The sequence below is a fragment of the Pantoea sp. RIT-PI-b genome (assembly GCF_001187905.1).
GTDB classification, from domain to species: domain Bacteria; phylum Pseudomonadota; class Gammaproteobacteria; order Enterobacterales; family Enterobacteriaceae; genus Pantoea; species Pantoea nemavictus.
The window spans coordinates 16,421-32,908 of sequence record NZ_LGIS01000027.1; the positions used below are offsets into that span (position 1 = coordinate 16,421).

The 16,488-nt window shown below is 56.5% G+C and carries 15 protein-coding genes; 13 read left to right on the forward strand and 2 right to left on the reverse strand.

The annotated features are described in order from the left end of the window. The first annotated feature begins 17 nt into the window (after positions 1 to 17). The 8 genes from pepP (at position 18) to AC790_RS17600 (ending at position 10,478) form a co-directional block, all read left to right on the forward strand. Positions 18 to 1,340 (forward strand): Xaa-Pro aminopeptidase, encoded by a 1,323-nt coding sequence (gene pepP, locus AC790_RS17565; RefSeq protein WP_007890286.1) that lies wholly within the window; start codon positions 18 to 20, stop codon positions 1,338 to 1,340. Then, positions 1,337 to 2,515: a 2-octaprenyl-6-methoxyphenyl hydroxylase gene (ubiH, locus tag AC790_RS17570; protein WP_049852596.1), complete on the forward strand. Its 1,179-nt coding sequence runs from the start codon at positions 1,337 to 1,339 to the stop codon at positions 2,513 to 2,515. The genes pepP and ubiH overlap by 4 nt, the downstream gene beginning before the upstream one ends. Before the next feature lie 20 nt (positions 2,516 to 2,535). Continuing rightward, positions 2,536 to 3,738, forward strand: coding sequence for an FAD-dependent 2-octaprenylphenol hydroxylase (gene ubiI, locus AC790_RS17575; RefSeq protein WP_049852597.1), 1,203 nt, complete (start codon positions 2,536 to 2,538; stop codon positions 3,736 to 3,738). 422 nt (positions 3,739 to 4,160) lie between these two features. Continuing rightward, complete coding sequence (gcvT, locus tag AC790_RS17580; protein WP_049852598.1) at positions 4,161 to 5,258, forward strand: glycine cleavage system aminomethyltransferase GcvT; 1,098 nt, start codon at positions 4,161 to 4,163, stop codon at positions 5,256 to 5,258. 22 nt (positions 5,259 to 5,280) lie between these two features. After that, positions 5,281 to 5,667: a glycine cleavage system protein GcvH gene (gene gcvH, locus AC790_RS17585; protein ID WP_007890282.1), complete on the forward strand. Its 387-nt coding sequence runs from the start codon at positions 5,281 to 5,283 to the stop codon at positions 5,665 to 5,667. 99 nt (positions 5,668 to 5,766) lie between these two features. After that, positions 5,767 to 8,640 carry an aminomethyl-transferring glycine dehydrogenase gene (gcvP, locus tag AC790_RS17590; protein WP_049852599.1) on the forward strand — a complete coding sequence of 958 codons (2,874 nt, stop codon included), beginning with the start codon at positions 5,767 to 5,769 and terminating at the stop codon, positions 8,638 to 8,640. A gap of 186 nt (positions 8,641 to 8,826) precedes the next feature. Then, entirely contained in the window at positions 8,827 to 9,570 is a 744-nt protein-coding gene (locus AC790_RS17595; RefSeq protein ID WP_049852600.1) for an SDR family oxidoreductase, read from the forward strand. A gap of 254 nt (positions 9,571 to 9,824) precedes the next feature. Next, positions 9,825 to 10,478 (forward strand): hemolysin III family protein, encoded by a 654-nt coding sequence (locus AC790_RS17600; protein WP_007890279.1) that lies wholly within the window; start codon positions 9,825 to 9,827, stop codon positions 10,476 to 10,478. A 98-nt stretch (positions 10,479 to 10,576) separates the two neighbouring features. On the opposite strand, the gene ygfZ is transcribed toward AC790_RS17600, so the two are convergent. Beyond that, a complete protein-coding gene (gene ygfZ / locus AC790_RS17605) occupies positions 10,577 to 11,560 on the reverse strand; it encodes a tRNA-modifying protein YgfZ (RefSeq protein WP_049852601.1) in 984 nt (327 codons plus the stop codon). Between the two features lie 218 nt (positions 11,561 to 11,778). Here ygfZ and sdhE point away from each other — a divergent pair, with 218 nt between their 5' ends. Then, a complete protein-coding gene (gene sdhE, locus AC790_RS17610; protein ID WP_007890277.1) occupies positions 11,779 to 12,045 on the forward strand; it encodes an FAD assembly factor SdhE in 267 nt (88 codons plus the stop codon). Position 12,046: 1 nt separating this feature from the next. Beyond that, positions 12,047 to 12,439, forward strand: coding sequence for a protein YgfX (locus AC790_RS17615; RefSeq protein ID WP_235440746.1), 393 nt, complete (start codon positions 12,047 to 12,049; stop codon positions 12,437 to 12,439). On the opposite strand, the gene fldB is transcribed toward AC790_RS17615, so the two are convergent. Then, positions 12,436 to 12,954 carry a flavodoxin FldB gene (fldB, locus tag AC790_RS17620; RefSeq protein WP_007890275.1) on the reverse strand — a complete coding sequence of 173 codons (519 nt, stop codon included), beginning with the start codon at positions 12,952 to 12,954 and terminating at the stop codon, positions 12,436 to 12,438. The two genes, AC790_RS17615 and fldB, sit on opposite strands and share 4 nt — an antisense overlap. A 99-nt stretch (positions 12,955 to 13,053) precedes the next feature. Between fldB and xerD the strand changes: the two genes are divergently transcribed. From xerD to recJ, 3 genes are read left to right on the forward strand one after another with little or no spacing between them, the layout of a single operon-like run. Then, complete coding sequence (gene xerD, locus AC790_RS17625; RefSeq protein ID WP_007890274.1) at positions 13,054 to 13,947, forward strand: site-specific tyrosine recombinase XerD; 894 nt, start codon at positions 13,054 to 13,056, stop codon at positions 13,945 to 13,947. 22 nt (positions 13,948 to 13,969) lie between these two features. Beyond that, positions 13,970 to 14,683 carry a bifunctional protein-disulfide isomerase/oxidoreductase DsbC gene (gene dsbC / locus AC790_RS17630; protein ID WP_049852603.1) on the forward strand — a complete coding sequence of 238 codons (714 nt, stop codon included), beginning with the start codon at positions 13,970 to 13,972 and terminating at the stop codon, positions 14,681 to 14,683. 9 nt (positions 14,684 to 14,692) lie between these two features. After that, the gene (gene recJ / locus AC790_RS17635) at positions 14,693 to 16,417 is read left to right on the forward strand and encodes a single-stranded-DNA-specific exonuclease RecJ (RefSeq protein WP_007890272.1); all 1,725 of its coding nucleotides are present in this window, start codon (positions 14,693 to 14,695) and stop codon (positions 16,415 to 16,417) included. Positions 16,418 to 16,488: the final 71 nt, after the last annotated feature.

Consider the following 16,488-nt stretch of genomic DNA (forward strand, 5'->3'; position numbering starts at 1 on the left):
CAACAGGGAGTGCAAACATGATTACTCTGGAAACGTTCCAGCAACGTCGTCAGGCGCTAATTGCCCGCATGGCGCCAGGCAGTGCCGCTTTGATTTTTGCTGCACCTGAAGTGACGCGCAGCAACGATACTGAATATAACTTTCGGCAAAACAGTGATTTCTGGTACTTCACCGGTTTTAACGAACCGCAGGCGCTGCTGGTTTTAATCAAAAGCGATGACAAGCACAATCACAGCGTGTTGTTCAATCGTGTGCGCGATCTGACCGCGGAAATCTGGTTTGGTCGCCGCCTTGGCCAGGATGCCGCTCCGGCCAGGCTGGGTGTTGATCGTGCTTTGCCGTGGGATGACATTGATGAGCAGCTGCATCAACTGCTTAACGGCCTTGATGTGGTTTATCACGCGCAGGGCGAATACGCCGAAGCCGATCAACGGGTGTTTAGCGCGCTGGAAAAACTGCGTCGCGGGTTCCGCCAAAATCTTAGCGCACCGAATACGGTCACTGACTGGCGTCCGTGGGTGCATGAGATGCGCCTGTTCAAAAGCGCGGAAGAGATTGAGATTCTGCGCCGTGCCGGAAAAATCAGCGCACTGGCGCATACCCGAGCGATGCAAACCTGCCGTCCGGGCATGTTCGAATATCAGCTGGAAGGCGAAATTCACCACGAATTCAATCGCCACGGCGCGCGTTTCCCCTCTTACAACACCATTGTCGGTGCTGGCGAAAACGGCTGCATTCTGCACTACACCGAAAACGAATGTGAAATGCGCGATGGCGACCTGGTGCTGATTGACGCTGGCTGTGAATTCCACGGCTACGCGGGCGATATCACCCGCACCTTCCCGGTCAACGGTAAGTTCAGCGAGCCGCAACGTGCCATCTACGACATCGTGCTGGCCTCGCTCTACAAAGCGCTGTCGATGTTCCGCCCGGGTATTAGCATCCATGATGTTAACGACGAAGTGGTGCGCATCATGATTACCGGCCTGGTCGACCTCGGCATTCTGGATGGCAATATCGATACGCTGTTTGAAGAGCAGGCACACCGCCCGTTCTTTATGCACGGTTTAAGCCACTGGCTGGGGCTTGATGTGCATGACGTGGGACATTACGGCACGCCGAGCCGCGATCGCACTCTTGAGCCGGGCATGGTGCTAACCGTTGAGCCAGGCTTGTATATCGCTCCAGATGCCAACGTGCCGCCGCAATATCGTGGCATTGGTATTCGCATTGAAGATGACATCGTCATCACCGCGGACGGCAACGAGAATCTCACCGACAGCGTGGTGAAAGACGCCGATGCGATTGAAGCCCTGATGGCGGCGGCACGTCAGGCATGAGCATTTTAATTGCTGGCGGCGGTATGACTGGCGCCACCCTGGCGCTGGCGATTTCGCACCTGACGCAAGGTCAGCTGCCGGTAACGCTGATTGAGCGTAGCCAGCCCGACAGCCGTGCACATCCCGGCTTCGATGGACGCGCGATTGCCCTGGCGGCGGGCACCTGCCAGCAGTTAGCCGATATCGATGTGTGGCGCTCGCTGGCGGATTGCGCCACGCCTATCACTGATATCCACGTCTCCGATCGCGGCCATACCGGTTTCGTCTCGCTCAAAGCGCAAGATCACCAGTTGCCCGCACTGGGTCAGGTCGTGGAACTTTTCGATGTCGGCCAGCGCTTGTTCCAGCGTTTGCAACAGGCACCGGGCATCAGCGTGCGCTGCCCGGATCACGCCACGGCGGTGTCACGTAGCGCCGATAGCGTGCAGGTTACACTCAACAGCGGTGAGCGATTAACCGGTGATTTACTGGTGGCCGCCGATGGATCGCGATCGCCTTTAGGCGCATCCTGCGGTATGACCTGGCAGCGTGACGATTATCATCAGGTAGCGGTTATCGCCAATGTCTCGACCCAGCTGCCGCATCAGGGACGCGCATTTGAGCGTTTTACCGAGCATGGCCCGCTGGCGCTGTTGCCGATGTCCGGTAACCGCATGTCATTGGTGTGGTGCCATCCGCTTGACGCGCAAGCAACGATTAAACAGTGGGATGATGCGACCTTCCTGCAAGAACTGCAGCAGGCATTTGGCTGGCGCCTTGGGCGCTTTACGCACGCGGGTCAACGCGAGCTTTATCCGCTGGCGCTGCAAACCGCCGAACGTCAGGTCACACATCGGCTGGCGCTAGTAGGCAATGCGGCGCAAACGCTGCATCCGATTGCCGGACAAGGCTTTAACCTTGGCCTGCGCGATGTGATGTCGCTGGCAGAAACGCTGGCGGGCGCATGGCGTCAGCAGCAGGACCCAGGCAGCTACGCGGTGTTGCAGCATTTTGCCGCGCGGCGTCAACCCGATCGTGCCGCCACCATTGGCGTCACCGACGGTTTAGTCAAACTGTTTGCTAACCGTTATGCGCCATTAGTGGCGGGACGAAATCTTGGGCTGGTGGCAATGGACCATCTGCCATGGCTGCGAAACCCACTTGCCGCGCGAACGCTCGGCTGGGTTAAGCGTTAAGCACCAATTAAGGGGCAGCAATGCAAACTTTCGATGTGGCAATCGCCGGTGGCGGCATGGTGGGCTTGGCCGTCGCCTGCGGATTACAGGGCAGCGGCTTACGCGTTGCCGTGCTGGAAAAAGCACCCGAGCCACAATTTGATCCGGCGGCTAACGCGTCGATTCGCGTCTCCGCCATCAACGCTGCCAGTGAACGTCTGCTGCAAAAGCTCGATGTCTGGTCGAGCATTCTGGCCCTGCGCGCCAGCGCCTATCACGGCATGGAAGTGTGGGATCAGGATAGCTTTGGCTCCATCAGTTTTGATGATGAGCAGCAGGGCCTGTCGCATCTCGGTCATATTATTGAAAACGAAGTGATTCATAGTGCCTTGTGGCAACGAGCCAGCAACAGCAGCGACATCACGCTGTTCGCTCCGGCGCAGTTGCAGCAGGTGGCATTTGGCGACAACGAAGCCTTCATTACCTTGCAGGATGGCAGCATGATGAGCGCGCGTTTGCTGGTTGCTGCTGACGGCGCTAATTCGTGGCTGCGTGACAAAGCCGATATCCCGCTGACCTTCTGGGATTACGAGCATCATGCGTTAGTGGCAAATATCCGCACCGATATGCCGCATGATGCCATCGCGCGTCAGGTGTTCCACGGCGATGGCATTCTGGCATTCCTGCCGATGCAGGATCCTCATCTCTGCTCGATCGTTTGGTCGCTCTCGCCGCAGGAAGCGACGCGCATGCAATCGATGCCGGAAGCGCTGTTCAACCAGCAGCTGTCGGTAGCGTTTGATATGCGTCTTGGCCTGTGTCAGGTCGAGAGCGAGCGCAAAACCTTCCCGCTGACGGCGCGTTATGCGCGTAACTTCGCCGCGCACCGTTTGGCGCTGGTTGGCGATGCCGCACACACCATTCATCCGCTGGCCGGGCAGGGCGTCAATCTTGGCTTTATGGATGCGGCCGAACTGATTGGTGAAATTCGCCGTCTGCACCAGGAAGGCAAAGACATTGGTCAGCATCTCTATCTGCGTCGCTATGAACGTAGCCGCAAGCACAGCGCGGCGATGATGCTGGCGGGGATGCAGGGGTTCCGCGAGCTATTTGCCGGCACGCATCCGGCGAAAAAGCTGTTGCGTGATGTCGGCCTCAAGCTAGCCGATACTTTACCGGGCGTTAAACCGCTGATGCTGAAGCAGGCGATGGGGCTCAACGATCTACCCAGCTGGATACGTTAATTTTTTCCGCTGACGGCGCCCAACTGGGCGCCGTTTTTCTTTGCTGCACCGCCATGATGCAGCACTGCACCGCAATCGCGCCTCGTTTGATTTATTCTAATTTCACCCCTAAATTCGCATTAGATTAATTCATGTTATGGCAATGCGAACACCGGACCATTTCTTAATCCTGCGGCGTCTATTCCTTCATTTTGCTGCATGAAAGTAATTTAGTCGTATTTTGTGCGAGGCTAATCACAATAATGTAGTGATTTATGCTGGTCGCTGTTCGGTGCTTCGTTGAAAGGTGGTAGTGTTTCACCCTCGTTTTCCTCATGGTTAATTGCCGCATTAGGTGATAACTTCAGCACAAAGAGAACGTTTGCGTCAGCCAGCAAAGGCGACGCAGGCGCGTCACACTCACTTGTTTTCACAGGATGGTTATGACTCAGCAAACGCCTCTATTCGAACAGCATCAGGCATGTGGTGCACGCATGGTGGATTTCCACGGTTGGATGATGCCGCTGCATTACGGCTCGCAAATGGATGAACATCACGCGGTGCGTAACGATGCCGGCATGTTTGATGTTTCCCACATGACCATCGTCGATCTACGCGGCGCACGTACCCGCGAATTCCTGCGTTATCTGTTAGCCAACGATGTCGCTAAATTGACCCAGCCGGGCAAAGCACTTTACACCGGCATGTTGAATGCCTCCGCTGGCGTCATCGATGATTTGATTGTTTACTTTATGAGCGAAGATTTCTTCCGCCTGGTGGTGAACTCCGCCACGCGTGAGAAAGATTTGGCGTGGATTAAACAGCATGCACAACCGTTTGGCGTCGAGCTGACCGAGCGTGACGATCTGGCGCTGATTGCGGTGCAGGGCCCGAACGCGCAGCAAAAAGCGCAAACGCTGTTCAGTGCCGCTCAGCGTGACGCCGTTGCTGGCATGAAGCCGTTCTTTGGCGTGCAGGCAGAAAACCTGTTCATCGCTACTACCGGCTACACCGGCGAAGCGGGCTACGAGATTGCAATGCCTGCCACGGAAGCCGCCGCTTTCTGGCAGCAGCTGTTAGCTGCAGGTGTTAAGCCGGCGGGTCTGGGTGCGCGTGACACGCTGCGTCTGGAAGCGGGCATGAACCTGTACGGCCAGGAGATGGATGAAGGCGTGTCGCCGCTGGCTGCCAACATGGGCTGGACCATCAGTTGGGAACCTGCCGACCGCGATTTCATCGGTCGTGACGCACTGCAAGCGCAGCGCGAAAAGGGCACCGAGAAGCTGGTTGGTCTGGTGATGACCGAAAAAGGGGTGCTGCGTAACGGTTTGACTGTGCGTTTCACCGATGAACAAGGTCAGCCGCAGCAAGGTATTATTACCAGTGGCTCCTTCTCGCCAACGCTGGGTTACAGCATCGCGCTGGCACGTGTGCCTGCGGGGATTGGCGAGCAGGCGATTGTGGAAATCCGCAACCGTGAAATGCCAGTGAAAGTGACAAAACCGATTTTTGTTCGCGCCGGTAAGCCGGTCGCCCAGTAATTTTTTTCAGGAGAAATGGCCAATGAGCAATGTGCCAAGTGAATTGAAATACCGCGATAGCCACGAGTGGGTCCGTAAAGAAGCCGACGGCACCTTCACGGTAGGTATCACCGAACATGCGCAGGAACTGCTGGGCGACATGGTATTTGTCGATCTGCCAGACGTCGGCGCCTCCTTCGCGGCCGGTGATGATTGCGCGGTAGCGGAATCGGTGAAAGCCGCTTCTGACATCTATGCACCCTTGAGCGGTGAAATCGTCGAGGTGAACGATCAGCTAGGCGATTCACCAGAGCTGGTTAACAGCGCGCCGTATGCCGATGGTTGGTTGTTCCGCATCAAAGCCAGCGACGAGTCAGAGCTCGACTCCATGCTGGATGCCGATGCCTACAAAGCCGCGATCGACGAGTAACCGGTAGTGACAGAAGGTGACGCACAGCGGCACCTTCTTTTTTATCTGCCTGACTTAACGCCATTTTTGTAACCCAGCCCGATTCAGGATTTACTGCAAATGACCCAGACTCTCAGCCAGCTCGAACATAACGGTGCTTTCATTGAGCGCCACATTGGTCCTACGCCGGAACAACAGGCCTTAATGCTGAAAGCGATTGGTGCCAGTTCGCTCTCATCATTGATTAGCTCTATCGTCCCGGCCGACATCCAGCTGCCAGGCCCGCCTGCGGTTGGCGACGCCGCGACCGAGCAGCAAGCGCTGGCAGAGCTGAAGGCCATTGCCAGTCAGAATCAACGCTACAAATCCTGGATCGGCATGGGCTACAGCGCGGTAATTACGCCGCCGGTTATCCTGCGTAACATGCTGGAAAATCCGGGCTGGTACACCGCGTATACGCCGTATCAGCCAGAAGTGTCGCAGGGGCGTCTTGAAGCGCTGCTGAACTTCCAAACCCTGACGCTGGATCTGACCGGTCTGGACATCGCTTCCGCATCACTGCTGGACGAAGCCACCGCCGCTGCAGAAGCCATGGCAATGGCCAAACGTGTTAGCAAACTGAAAAACGCCACTAAATTCTTCATCGCCAATGACATCCATCCCCAGACGTTGGATGTGGTGCGCACGCGTGCCGAAACCTTTGGTTTTGAACTGATTATCGATAGCGTTGATAAAGCATTAGATCACGACGATCTGTTCGGCGTATTGCTGCAGCAGGTTGGTACGCACGGTGAAGTGCACGATTACCGTTCACTGATTGCCGAGCTGAAAAACCGCAAAGTGGTGGTGAGCGTCGCGGCAGACTTTATGGCGCTGGTGCAGTTAGAAGCGCCAGGCAAGCAGGGCGCAGATATCGTCTTTGGTTCGGCCCAGCGTTTCGGCGTGCCAATGGGTTACGGCGGACCACACGCTGCGTTCTTCGCCAGCCGCGACGAACACAAGCGCTCAATGCCTGGACGTATCATTGGCGTATCACGCGATGCCGCCGGTAACACCGCGCTGCGCATGGCGATGCAAACCCGCGAGCAGCATATTCGTCGTGAAAAAGCCAACTCCAACATCTGTACATCGCAGGTGCTGCTGGCGAATATCGCCGGTCTCTATGCGGTGTATCACGGCCCGGTTGGCCTGAAGCGCATTGCTTCCCGCATTCACCGTCTGACCAGCATTCTGGCCGCTGGCCTGCAAAATGGCGGTCTGAAACTGCGCCACAACAGCTGGTTCGATACGCTGACGGTAGAAGTCGCTGATAAAGCAGCGGTTCTGAACCGTGCAATGAGCTTTGGCGTCAATCTGCGCAGTGACATCCATAATGCCGTGGGCATTACGCTGGATGAAACCACCGCGCGTGAAGACGTGCTGGCGCTGTTCGCCATCCTGCTGGGCGATGCGCATGGCCAGGATATTGATGCACTGGATACAGCAGTTGCGGCGGAAAACAGTGCCATCCCAGCCGGTCAGGTGCGTGAGAGCGCCTTCCTGACGCATCCGGTGTTCAATCGTCATCACAGCGAAACTGAGATGATGCGTTATATGCACAGCCTGGAGAAAAAGGATCTGGCGCTGAACCAGGCGATGATCCCACTCGGCTCGTGCACCATGAAGCTCAACGCCGCGGCGGAAATGATTCCGATCACCTGGCCAGAATTTGCTGAGCTGCATCCGTTCTGCCCGGCTGAGCAGGCGTCGGGTTACCTGCAGATGATTGCTCAGCTGTCGCAATGGCTGGTACAGCTAACCGGCTACGACGCACTGTGCATGCAGCCAAACTCCGGCGCGCAGGGGGAATATGCGGGTCTGTTGGCGATTCGTCGTTACCACGAAAGCCGCAATGAAGGCGGCCGCAATGTTTGCCTGATTCCAAGCTCGGCACACGGTACCAACCCGGCGTCTGCACAAATGGCCGGTATGTCCGTTGTGGTGGTGGCATGCGATAAACAAGGCAACATCGACCTCGGCGATCTGCGTGAGAAAGCCGCACAGGTCGGCGAGCAGCTGTCGTGCATCATGGTGACTTACCCGTCAACACACGGCGTTTACGAAGAGACCATTCGCGAAGTGTGCCAGATTGTGCATCAGCACGGCGGCCAGGTGTATCTTGACGGCGCTAACATGAATGCGCAGGTGGGAATCACCACGCCAGGTTACATCGGCGCGGATGTCTCGCACCTCAACCTGCATAAAACCTTCTGCATCCCACACGGCGGTGGCGGCCCAGGCATGGGGCCAATCGGCGTGAAAGCGCACCTGGCGCCGTTTGTTCCGGGCCACAGCGTGGTACAAATTGATGGCGTGCTGACGCAGCAGGGCGCGGTTTCTGCGGCACCTTTCGGCAGCGCATCGATTCTGCCAATCAGCTGGATGTATATCCGCATGATGGGCGCGGAAGGCCTGAAGCAAGCGAGTTCAGTAGCGATTTTGAACGCCAACTACATCGCCAGTCGTCTGCAATCGGCTTATCCCATTCTCTATGCTGGCCGCGATGGTCGCGTGGCACACGAATGTATTCTCGACATTCGTCCGCTGAAAGAGCAAACCGGCATTAGCGAACTGGATATCGCCAAGCGTCTGATCGATTACGGTTTCCACGCCCCAACCATGTCATTCCCGGTAGCGGGCACGCTGATGGTTGAGCCAACGGAATCGGAAAGCAAAATCGAGCTGGATCGCTTTATCGATGCGATGCTGGCAATCCGCATGGAGATCGACCGCGTAGCCGATGGCGAATGGCCGCTGGAAGATAACCCGCTTGTTAACGCGCCGCACACGCAGACGGAAATCGTCGGCGACTGGGCACATCCTTACACCCGCGAGCTGGCGGTGTTCCCGGCAGGCAGCGCTAACAAATACTGGCCGACCGTTAAACGTCTGGACGATGTATTTGGTGACCGCAACGTGTTCTGTTCGTGTGTACCCATGAGCGAATACCAGTAATTTAGCCGTCATACTTTGAGCCTTAGCGGCGTTGGCTGCGCTCATTCACCCCGGTCACTTACCGAAGTAAGTTTCCGGGGATGAACGAGTTTACCGCCTTGCTGCAGCGCAAATTATTTAGGCTAAAGTTATGGGGAGTATTTATGAAAAGGGCCGATTATTCGGCCCTTTTTTTTGGAGGCAAAAATGGATCTGGCTTTGGTAACGGGCGGGAGTCGCGGGATTGGACGTGCAACCGCCTTATTGCTGGCGCAGGCTGGTTATCGTGTAGCGATTAACTATCGTCAGCGTGCAGCTGAAGCGGCTGCGGTAGTAACAGAAATTGAAGCGCAGGGCGGAAGCGCCTTTGCGCTGCAGGCCGATATCGCTGATGAGGCACAGGTGATGCGCATGTTTGCCCAACTGGATGAGCAAGCCGGCGCGCTGCGGGTGCTGGTGAATAATGCCGGCATTTTGTTTACTCAATGTCGGGTAGAAGAGTTAGATGCCGAGCGAATTCAGCGCGTGTTCGCCACCAACGTCACCGGCACCTTTATTTGCTGCCGCGAGGCGGTAAAACGCATGGGTACGCATCATGGCGGAAAAGGTGGCGCCATCGTCAATGTATCATCCGCCGCGTCACGTCTCGGTGCGCCGGGTGAGTATGTGGATTACGCCGCGTCAAAAGGGGCGATGGATACACTAACTAAAGGCTTATCGCTGGAAGTGGCGGAGCACGGAATCCGCGTTAACAGCGTGCGACCGGGCCTGATTTATACCGAAATGCACGCCGATGGCGGCGAAGCGGGCCGAGTGGATCGTCTTGCCAGCGCGTTGCCGATGGGGCGCGGCGGCCAGGCTGAAGAGATCGCCGAAGCGATTGTCTGGCTGGCGAGCGATGCTGCGTCATACGTGACGGGCACCTTTATTGACGCCGCTGGCGGCAGATAAGTAACCTGCTCGGCACAAATGCCGATCCAAAAAACAGCCCAATATTCCTGTATCGACAAAACCATATCTGAATATCGTAGGGTCGCCATTGATGGCGACCGATGTCAGTCAATGCAGTCAAAATTGAGTTCAAGCCGTTCACACCCGCTGACAGATTTATTTTAGCGTACATGTGTACACTGAAATTTATCTTCGTTACTCTGATTGCTCAGAAATAGCACACTCGCTTTTTCCGTTGTTCAGGAATCCCCTTCATGGCACAAAACCGAATTATGGCCCAGGGCTATTCATTGGCTGAAGAGATTGCCAATAGTATTAGTCACGGAATTGGCTGCATTTTCGGCATCATCGGCTTGGTGCTAATGCTGACCCAAGCCGTTGAATCACAAGCTAACCTTACCGCAATTACCAGTTACAGTTTGTACGGCGGCAGCATCATTTTGCTGTATCTCGCTTCAACTCTTTATCACGCTATTCCACATCAGAAAGCCAAATATTGGCTGAAGAAATTTGACCATTGCGCTATCTACGTGTTGATTGCGGGCACCTACACGCCATTTTTGCTGGTCGGGCTCAATTCGCCGCTGGCACAGGGTTTGATGGCGGTGATCTGGGGCCTGGCGCTGATGGGCATCCTGTTCAAAATCGCCTTTGCCCATCGCTTTGAAGCGCTGTCGCTGGTGACCTATCTCGGTATGGGATGGTTGTCATTGGTGGTGATTTACCAACTGGCGATTAAGCTGTCGCCGGGCGGGATTTGGCTGCTGGCAGCCGGAGGGGTTGTCTACTCGCTCGGCGTGATTTTTTACGTCTCGCGCCGTATTCCATACAGTCACGCCATCTGGCATGGCTTCGTGCTGGGCGGCAGCGTGCTGCACTTCTGCGCTATCTATTTTTATGTGATGTAGTTTGTGGTCCCGGTCGCCCTGAATGGCGCCCCTATAACAGAACCGCGCGGATTTCGTCGGGTGCGCATTCAGGCGCACCCGGATTAAAACAGCGGCAATCAATCAGCCAATGAATACGGCAGTGGCTGAATCGTCAGTTGGCCACTTTCGTCACCTTCCACGCGCAGTACGCTATCCGGTTCCAGATCGTTGTTCATCACCACCTGCACCCACACATTGCCATCATCCAGCTGCACGCCGCTCAAGACTGTGCCGGTGCGGCGCCACTTATCGCCCATCTGCAGCTCAAGTGAACCACCCACTTCCGGCACTTTGCTGGCTTTGCCTGCCAGCCAGTAAAGCGCACGTTTGTTCGCACCGCGGAATTTGGCGCGCGCCACCATCTCCTGGCCGGTGTAACAGCCTTTTTTAAAGCTGATGGCATCCAGCGCCTGCAGGTTAGTGGCTTGTGGAATCAGTTGCGCGCTAGTGGTGCTTTCAATCACTGGAATGCCAGCTTCGATATCCAGCGCCAGCCATTGCAGGCTGTCGTTGAACTGCGCTTCCCCCGCCAGGTTCTCTTTCAACACATTCGCTTGCTCTGGCGTCGTCACCAGCATGAAACGCTCAGCAGGATGTGCAAACCACAGCAGCGTATTCTCGCCGTGCTGTACAACCGGTGTTTCTGCATCGGGCAGGGTGCTGAAAAGATTCGCCAGCGCGGCGCGCGCCTGAAAACCGGCGACGCCCAGCAGTACCGCATCATCATCGGCCACGATGGTCACTTTGGCGAACACCGCGTATTTTTTCAGTTCGGTAAGCTGCTGTTCACGCAGATTACGACGCACCGTGTAAGCGTAACCTTCGCCGCGATGGAACAGGCGAATATTGCTCCACATTTTGCCTTTAGCGTCGCAGTGCGCGGCCGGGCGATGTTGCGTTGCGCCCATGGCGGCGACGTCCAACGTTAACTGACCTTGCAGATAAGACGTGCTGTCGTTGCCCTGCACCTTAACCAACGCCCATTCGTCGAGCGAAATCAGGGTTAAAGGCAGGCGTGACGAAGCAGCGGGCTGGCGGGGTGGAAGGGTAAAAATCGACATATGTCTTTCCTGATTAATGAGGTAATAGGTAGCAATGGTAAAAGAGCAGTGCGGCTTTGCAACCTGTTTACTGAATCTGGCGCACAAATCGCGTGATGTCCTTTGCAAATCAGGGGCCGTAACGCCGTGACATTGCACAGGGATAAGCACAGCGCCTGCAGCGAGAAAAAAAAGCAGGTACACTGAGCCCCACTGTTTTTAGCCATGGAATGAGAGACATGGAAATTAATGACAAAGCCCGCGTCCAGTGGGCGTGCCGTCGCGGCATGCTGGAGCTGGATATCGCTATCATGCCGTTTTTCAAATACGAATATGATTCGCTGAACGATACCGATAAGCAGGTGTTTATTGCCCTGCTGAAGAGTGACGATCCGGATCTGTTCAACTGGTTGATGAATCACGGCGAACCGGTGGATCCCGAGTTCAAACGTATGGTGAAACTGATTCAGCAGCGCAACCGTGAACGCGGTCCGGTGGCAATGTAATTTGCGGGCGTCACCCAGTGCGCGCGCGCTGAATGTGACGCTGTCGCTGCTGTGTGCCGGTTTGCTGCTGAGCCTGAGTTGGCCAGACGAATGGGCGTGGGGCAAAGCGGCCATCTTACTGTTACTGCTGGCGGAGTGCTGGCGTAATGAACGGCGCTTAGTGCAGCGCGTGGGTTGCCTGATGCTGGACGTAAAGGGCGATTGGCTGTGGCGCGGCGTGCGCTGGCAAGCCCAGCGTAAAGCGGATTGGCTGCCGTACGGCGTGTTGCTGGTATTACGTAACCAGCAGGGGAAACGCTGGCGGCTGTGGTTGATGCACGATAGCCTGCCGCCCGGTGAATGGCGCACGCTGCGCGCCTGCTGTTTTCTGCGTGATGGGCAAACGCTGCCTTAAAGCAGCGCCGCGGTTTCGGTCAGAATCTGTTCGCACCACTGTTCGACGCGCTCATCGCTCAGGTCGAATTGGTTCACATCATCAAGCGCTAAACCAACGAACTGCGAGCCGTCAGCGGTCAGCGGTTTTTTACTGGTGAACTCGTAGCCTTCCAGCGGCCAGTAGCCGACAAACTGCACGCCCATCGGCTGCAGCAATTCGTGCAACATGCCTAGCGCATCGAGAAACCATTCGGCGTACTCGCCCTGATCGCCCATGCCATATAGCGCCACGATTTTACCGCGCAGATTCAGTGCCGGGATTTGCGGCCAAATCGCTTCCCAATCTTCCTGCAGCTCACCAAAATCCCACGTTGGAATCCCGAGGATCAGCAGATCGTACTGCTCCATCAGCGACGGATCGTCATCTTTCAGATTGTGCAGCGTGACTAACTCTTCGCCGATAAAGTCGCGAATCTTCTCCGCCGTCATCTCGGTGTAACAGGTACTGGAACCGTAAAATAGACCAATATTCATGCAATTAATGCTCTGACTGAAACTGACTCGGGGGCAATTGTACCAGAAGCAGGCTACATTCAGGCATAATGAGCACGATTTCACACGGCGGAGATAACAGTGCAGGACAGCGATCTGATCGAACAGTTTCTCGATGCGCTTTGGATTGAACGTAATCTGGCGCAGAACACGCTCGCCTCCTACCGGCAAGATCTCCAGACGCTCACCGGCTGGCTGCATCATCACGATCGCACACTGCTAACGCTGGAAGCGCTTGATTTGCAGCAGTTTCTCGCCGAGCGCGTTGAGGGCGGCTATAAGGCCACCAGCTCGGCGCGCACCCTCAGCGCCATCCGCCGCCTTTGCCAATATCTCTATCGGGAAAAAGTGCGCAGCGACGATCCCAGCGCGCTGCTTGCCGCGCCAAAGCTGCCGCAGCGTTTGCCGAAAGATCTCAGCGAGAATCAGGTCGAGCGCCTGCTGCAGGCGCCGAGTATTGATGTACCACTCGAACTGCGTGACAAAGCGATGCTGGAGCTGCTGTACGCCACCGGATTGCGCGTCACGGAACTGGTCGGGCTAACCATCAGTGATATCAGCCTGCGCCAGGGCGTGGTGCGCGTAATCGGTAAAGGCAACAAAGAGCGCCTTGTGCCGTTAGGTGAAGAAGCGGTTTACTGGATTGAATACTATATGGAACATGGCCGGCCGTGGTTGCTGAATGGGCAAACGCTGGACGTCATGTTCCCCAGCCAGCGCGCGCAGCAAATGACGCGGCAGACCTTCTGGCATCGCATTAAACACTATGCGACCCTTGCCGGTATCGATAGCGAAAAACTGTCGCCGCACGTGCTGCGCCACGCATTTGCCACACATTTACTGAACCACGGCGCCGATTTACGCGTCGTACAGATGTTGCTGGGCCACAGCGACCTTTCGACTACGCAAATTTATACGCACGTCGCTACCGAGCGTCTGCGTCTGTTACATCAACAGCATCATCCGCGCGCTTGAGTTGCGGTAACAAGGATTTAAGATGAAAAAGCAGCTTACGATGCTGGCTCTGCTGGTCAGTGCATTCACTGGATTGGCACACGCCGATGACAATGCCATTCAGCAAACCCTGAAGAAAATTGGGCTGCAGCAGGCGGAAATCCAGCCGTCACCGCTGCCAGGCATGAAAACCGTGCTGACCGAAAGCGGCGTGCTGTACGTTTCCGAAGACGGCAAGCATATGATTCAGGGCCCGCTGTATGATGTCAGCGGCAGCCAGCCGGTCAACGTCACCAACCAGCTGCTGGACAAAAAAGTCAGCGCGCTGGCGCCAGACATGATTGTCTATAAAGCGCCAAAAGAGCAGCACGTAATCACCGTGTTCACCGACATCACCTGCGGCTACTGCCGCAAGCTGCATGAGCAGATGGCGGACTACAACGCGCTTGGCATCACCGTGCGCTATCTCGCCTTCCCGCGTGAAGGTCTGAACGGCCAGGTGGAAAAAGCCATGCGCGCCATCTGGTGCAGCGCCGATCGTAAAAAAGCCTTTGATGCCGCGATGAAAGGCGATGCGCCGCAGATGGATGCGCCGGCTACCTGCAAAATCAATATTGAGCAGCAGTACAAACTCGGCATCCTGTTTGGGATTCAGGGCACGCCAGCCATTCTTACCGATAGCGGCATGATGATTCCCGGCTATCAGGGACCGCAAGAGCTGAAGCAAGTGCTCGACGGTCAGAAGCGTGGCGGTTAACGCACAGTGATGCACTCTGTTGAACTGCGTCGGCGTGAAGCCGAGGCCGACGCCAGCCTACCCGCTGATTTACCGCCTTTGCTGCGTCGTTTATATCTGCAGCGCGGCGTTAAAGACGCGCAGGAGCTGGAGCGCGGCGCCAAACACTTGCTACCGTGGCAAACGCTGGGGGGGATTGAAGCCGCAGTAACGCTGCTGCATCAGATGCTGCAAGCGGGCAAGCGCATTGTGGTGGTGGGCGATTTCGATGCCGATGGCGCCACCAGTACGGCGTTAACCGTGCTAGCGTTGCGCAGCCTGGGCGGCAATGTTGATTACCTGGTGCCGAACCGCTTCGAAGATGGCTACGGATTAAGTCCGGAAGTGGTCGAGCAGGCCAAAGCGCGCGGTGCGGAGATGATCCTCACCGTCGATAACGGCATCTCTTCGCATGCCGGTGTTGATACCGCACATCAGCATGGTATTCCGGTGCTGGTTACCGATCACCATCTGCCGGGCGAAACCTTGCCTGCCGCCGAAGCGATTGTGAACCCCAATCTTCATGACAGCGCATTTCCTTCGCGCTCGCTGGCGGGTGTCGGCGTTGCCTTCTATCTGATGCTGGCGCTGCGTGCGCATCTGCGTCAGCAAAACTGGTTTAGCGATGGCCGCGCGGAGCCGAACCTGGCGGAACTGCTCGATCTGGTGGCGCTGGGTACGGTGGCGGATGTGGTGCCGCTGGATGCCAATAATCGCATTCTGGTGTGGCAAGGCTTAAGTCGCATCCGTGCGGGCAAATGCCGCGCCGGTATCCGCGCGCTGCTGGAGATCGCCAACCGCGATGCCCGCCAGCTCGCCGCCAGTGATCTTGGCTTTGCCGTCGGTCCGCGCCTCAACGCCGCCGGTCGCCTGGATGATATGTCGGTCGGCGTGGCGCTGCTGCTCACCGAGGATATTTCTCAGGCACGCATGCTGGCTAATGAACTTGATGCGCTCAATCAGACGCGTAAAGAGATTGAGCAGGGCATGAAGAGCGAAGCGCTGGCGCTATGTGATGAGCTCGAACGTCAGCACACCGATCTGCCGCTGGGCCTGGCGTTCTACCATCCGGAGTGGCATCAGGGCGTGGTGGGCATCCTCGCGTCGCGTCTCAAAGAGCGTTTCCATCGTCCGGTGATCGCCTTCGCACCCGCCGGTGACGGCACGCTGAAGGGCTCCGGTCGCTCGATCGCCGGTTTGCATCTGCGCGATGCGCTGGAGCGTCTCGATACGCTCTACCCCGGCATGATGATCAAGTTTGGTGGCCACGCCATGGCGGCCGGTTTGTCACTGCAAAGCGAAAAGTATGAGCAATTTCGTGAGCGTTTTGCCGCACTGATTGATGAGTGGCTGGATGGTGAAGCGTTGCAGGGCGTGATTTGGTCTGATGGCGAGCTGCACGCGCAGGAGTTTACGCTGCACACCGCTGAAATGCTGCGCGAAGCCGGTCCGTGGGGCCAGGCGTTCCCGGAACCGGTGTTTGATGGCAAGTTCAAGCTATTGCAACAGCGGCTGGTGGGCGAGCGCCATTTAAAAGTGATGGTCGAGCCGCTCGGTGGCGGCCCGCTATTAGATGGCATTGCCTTCAACGTGGATACCACGCTGTGGCCGGACAGCAGCGTGCGTCAGGTGCAGCTGGCCTATAAGCTGGATATTAACGAGTACCGCGGCAACCGTTCAGTACAGTTGATCATCGATCACATCTGGCCGATGTAGGTTGCATCAGTTGCATCGCGCAATGAATTGCGCCGCTACAAAATTTGCACGTATTTGTAGCGGCGCGTTTT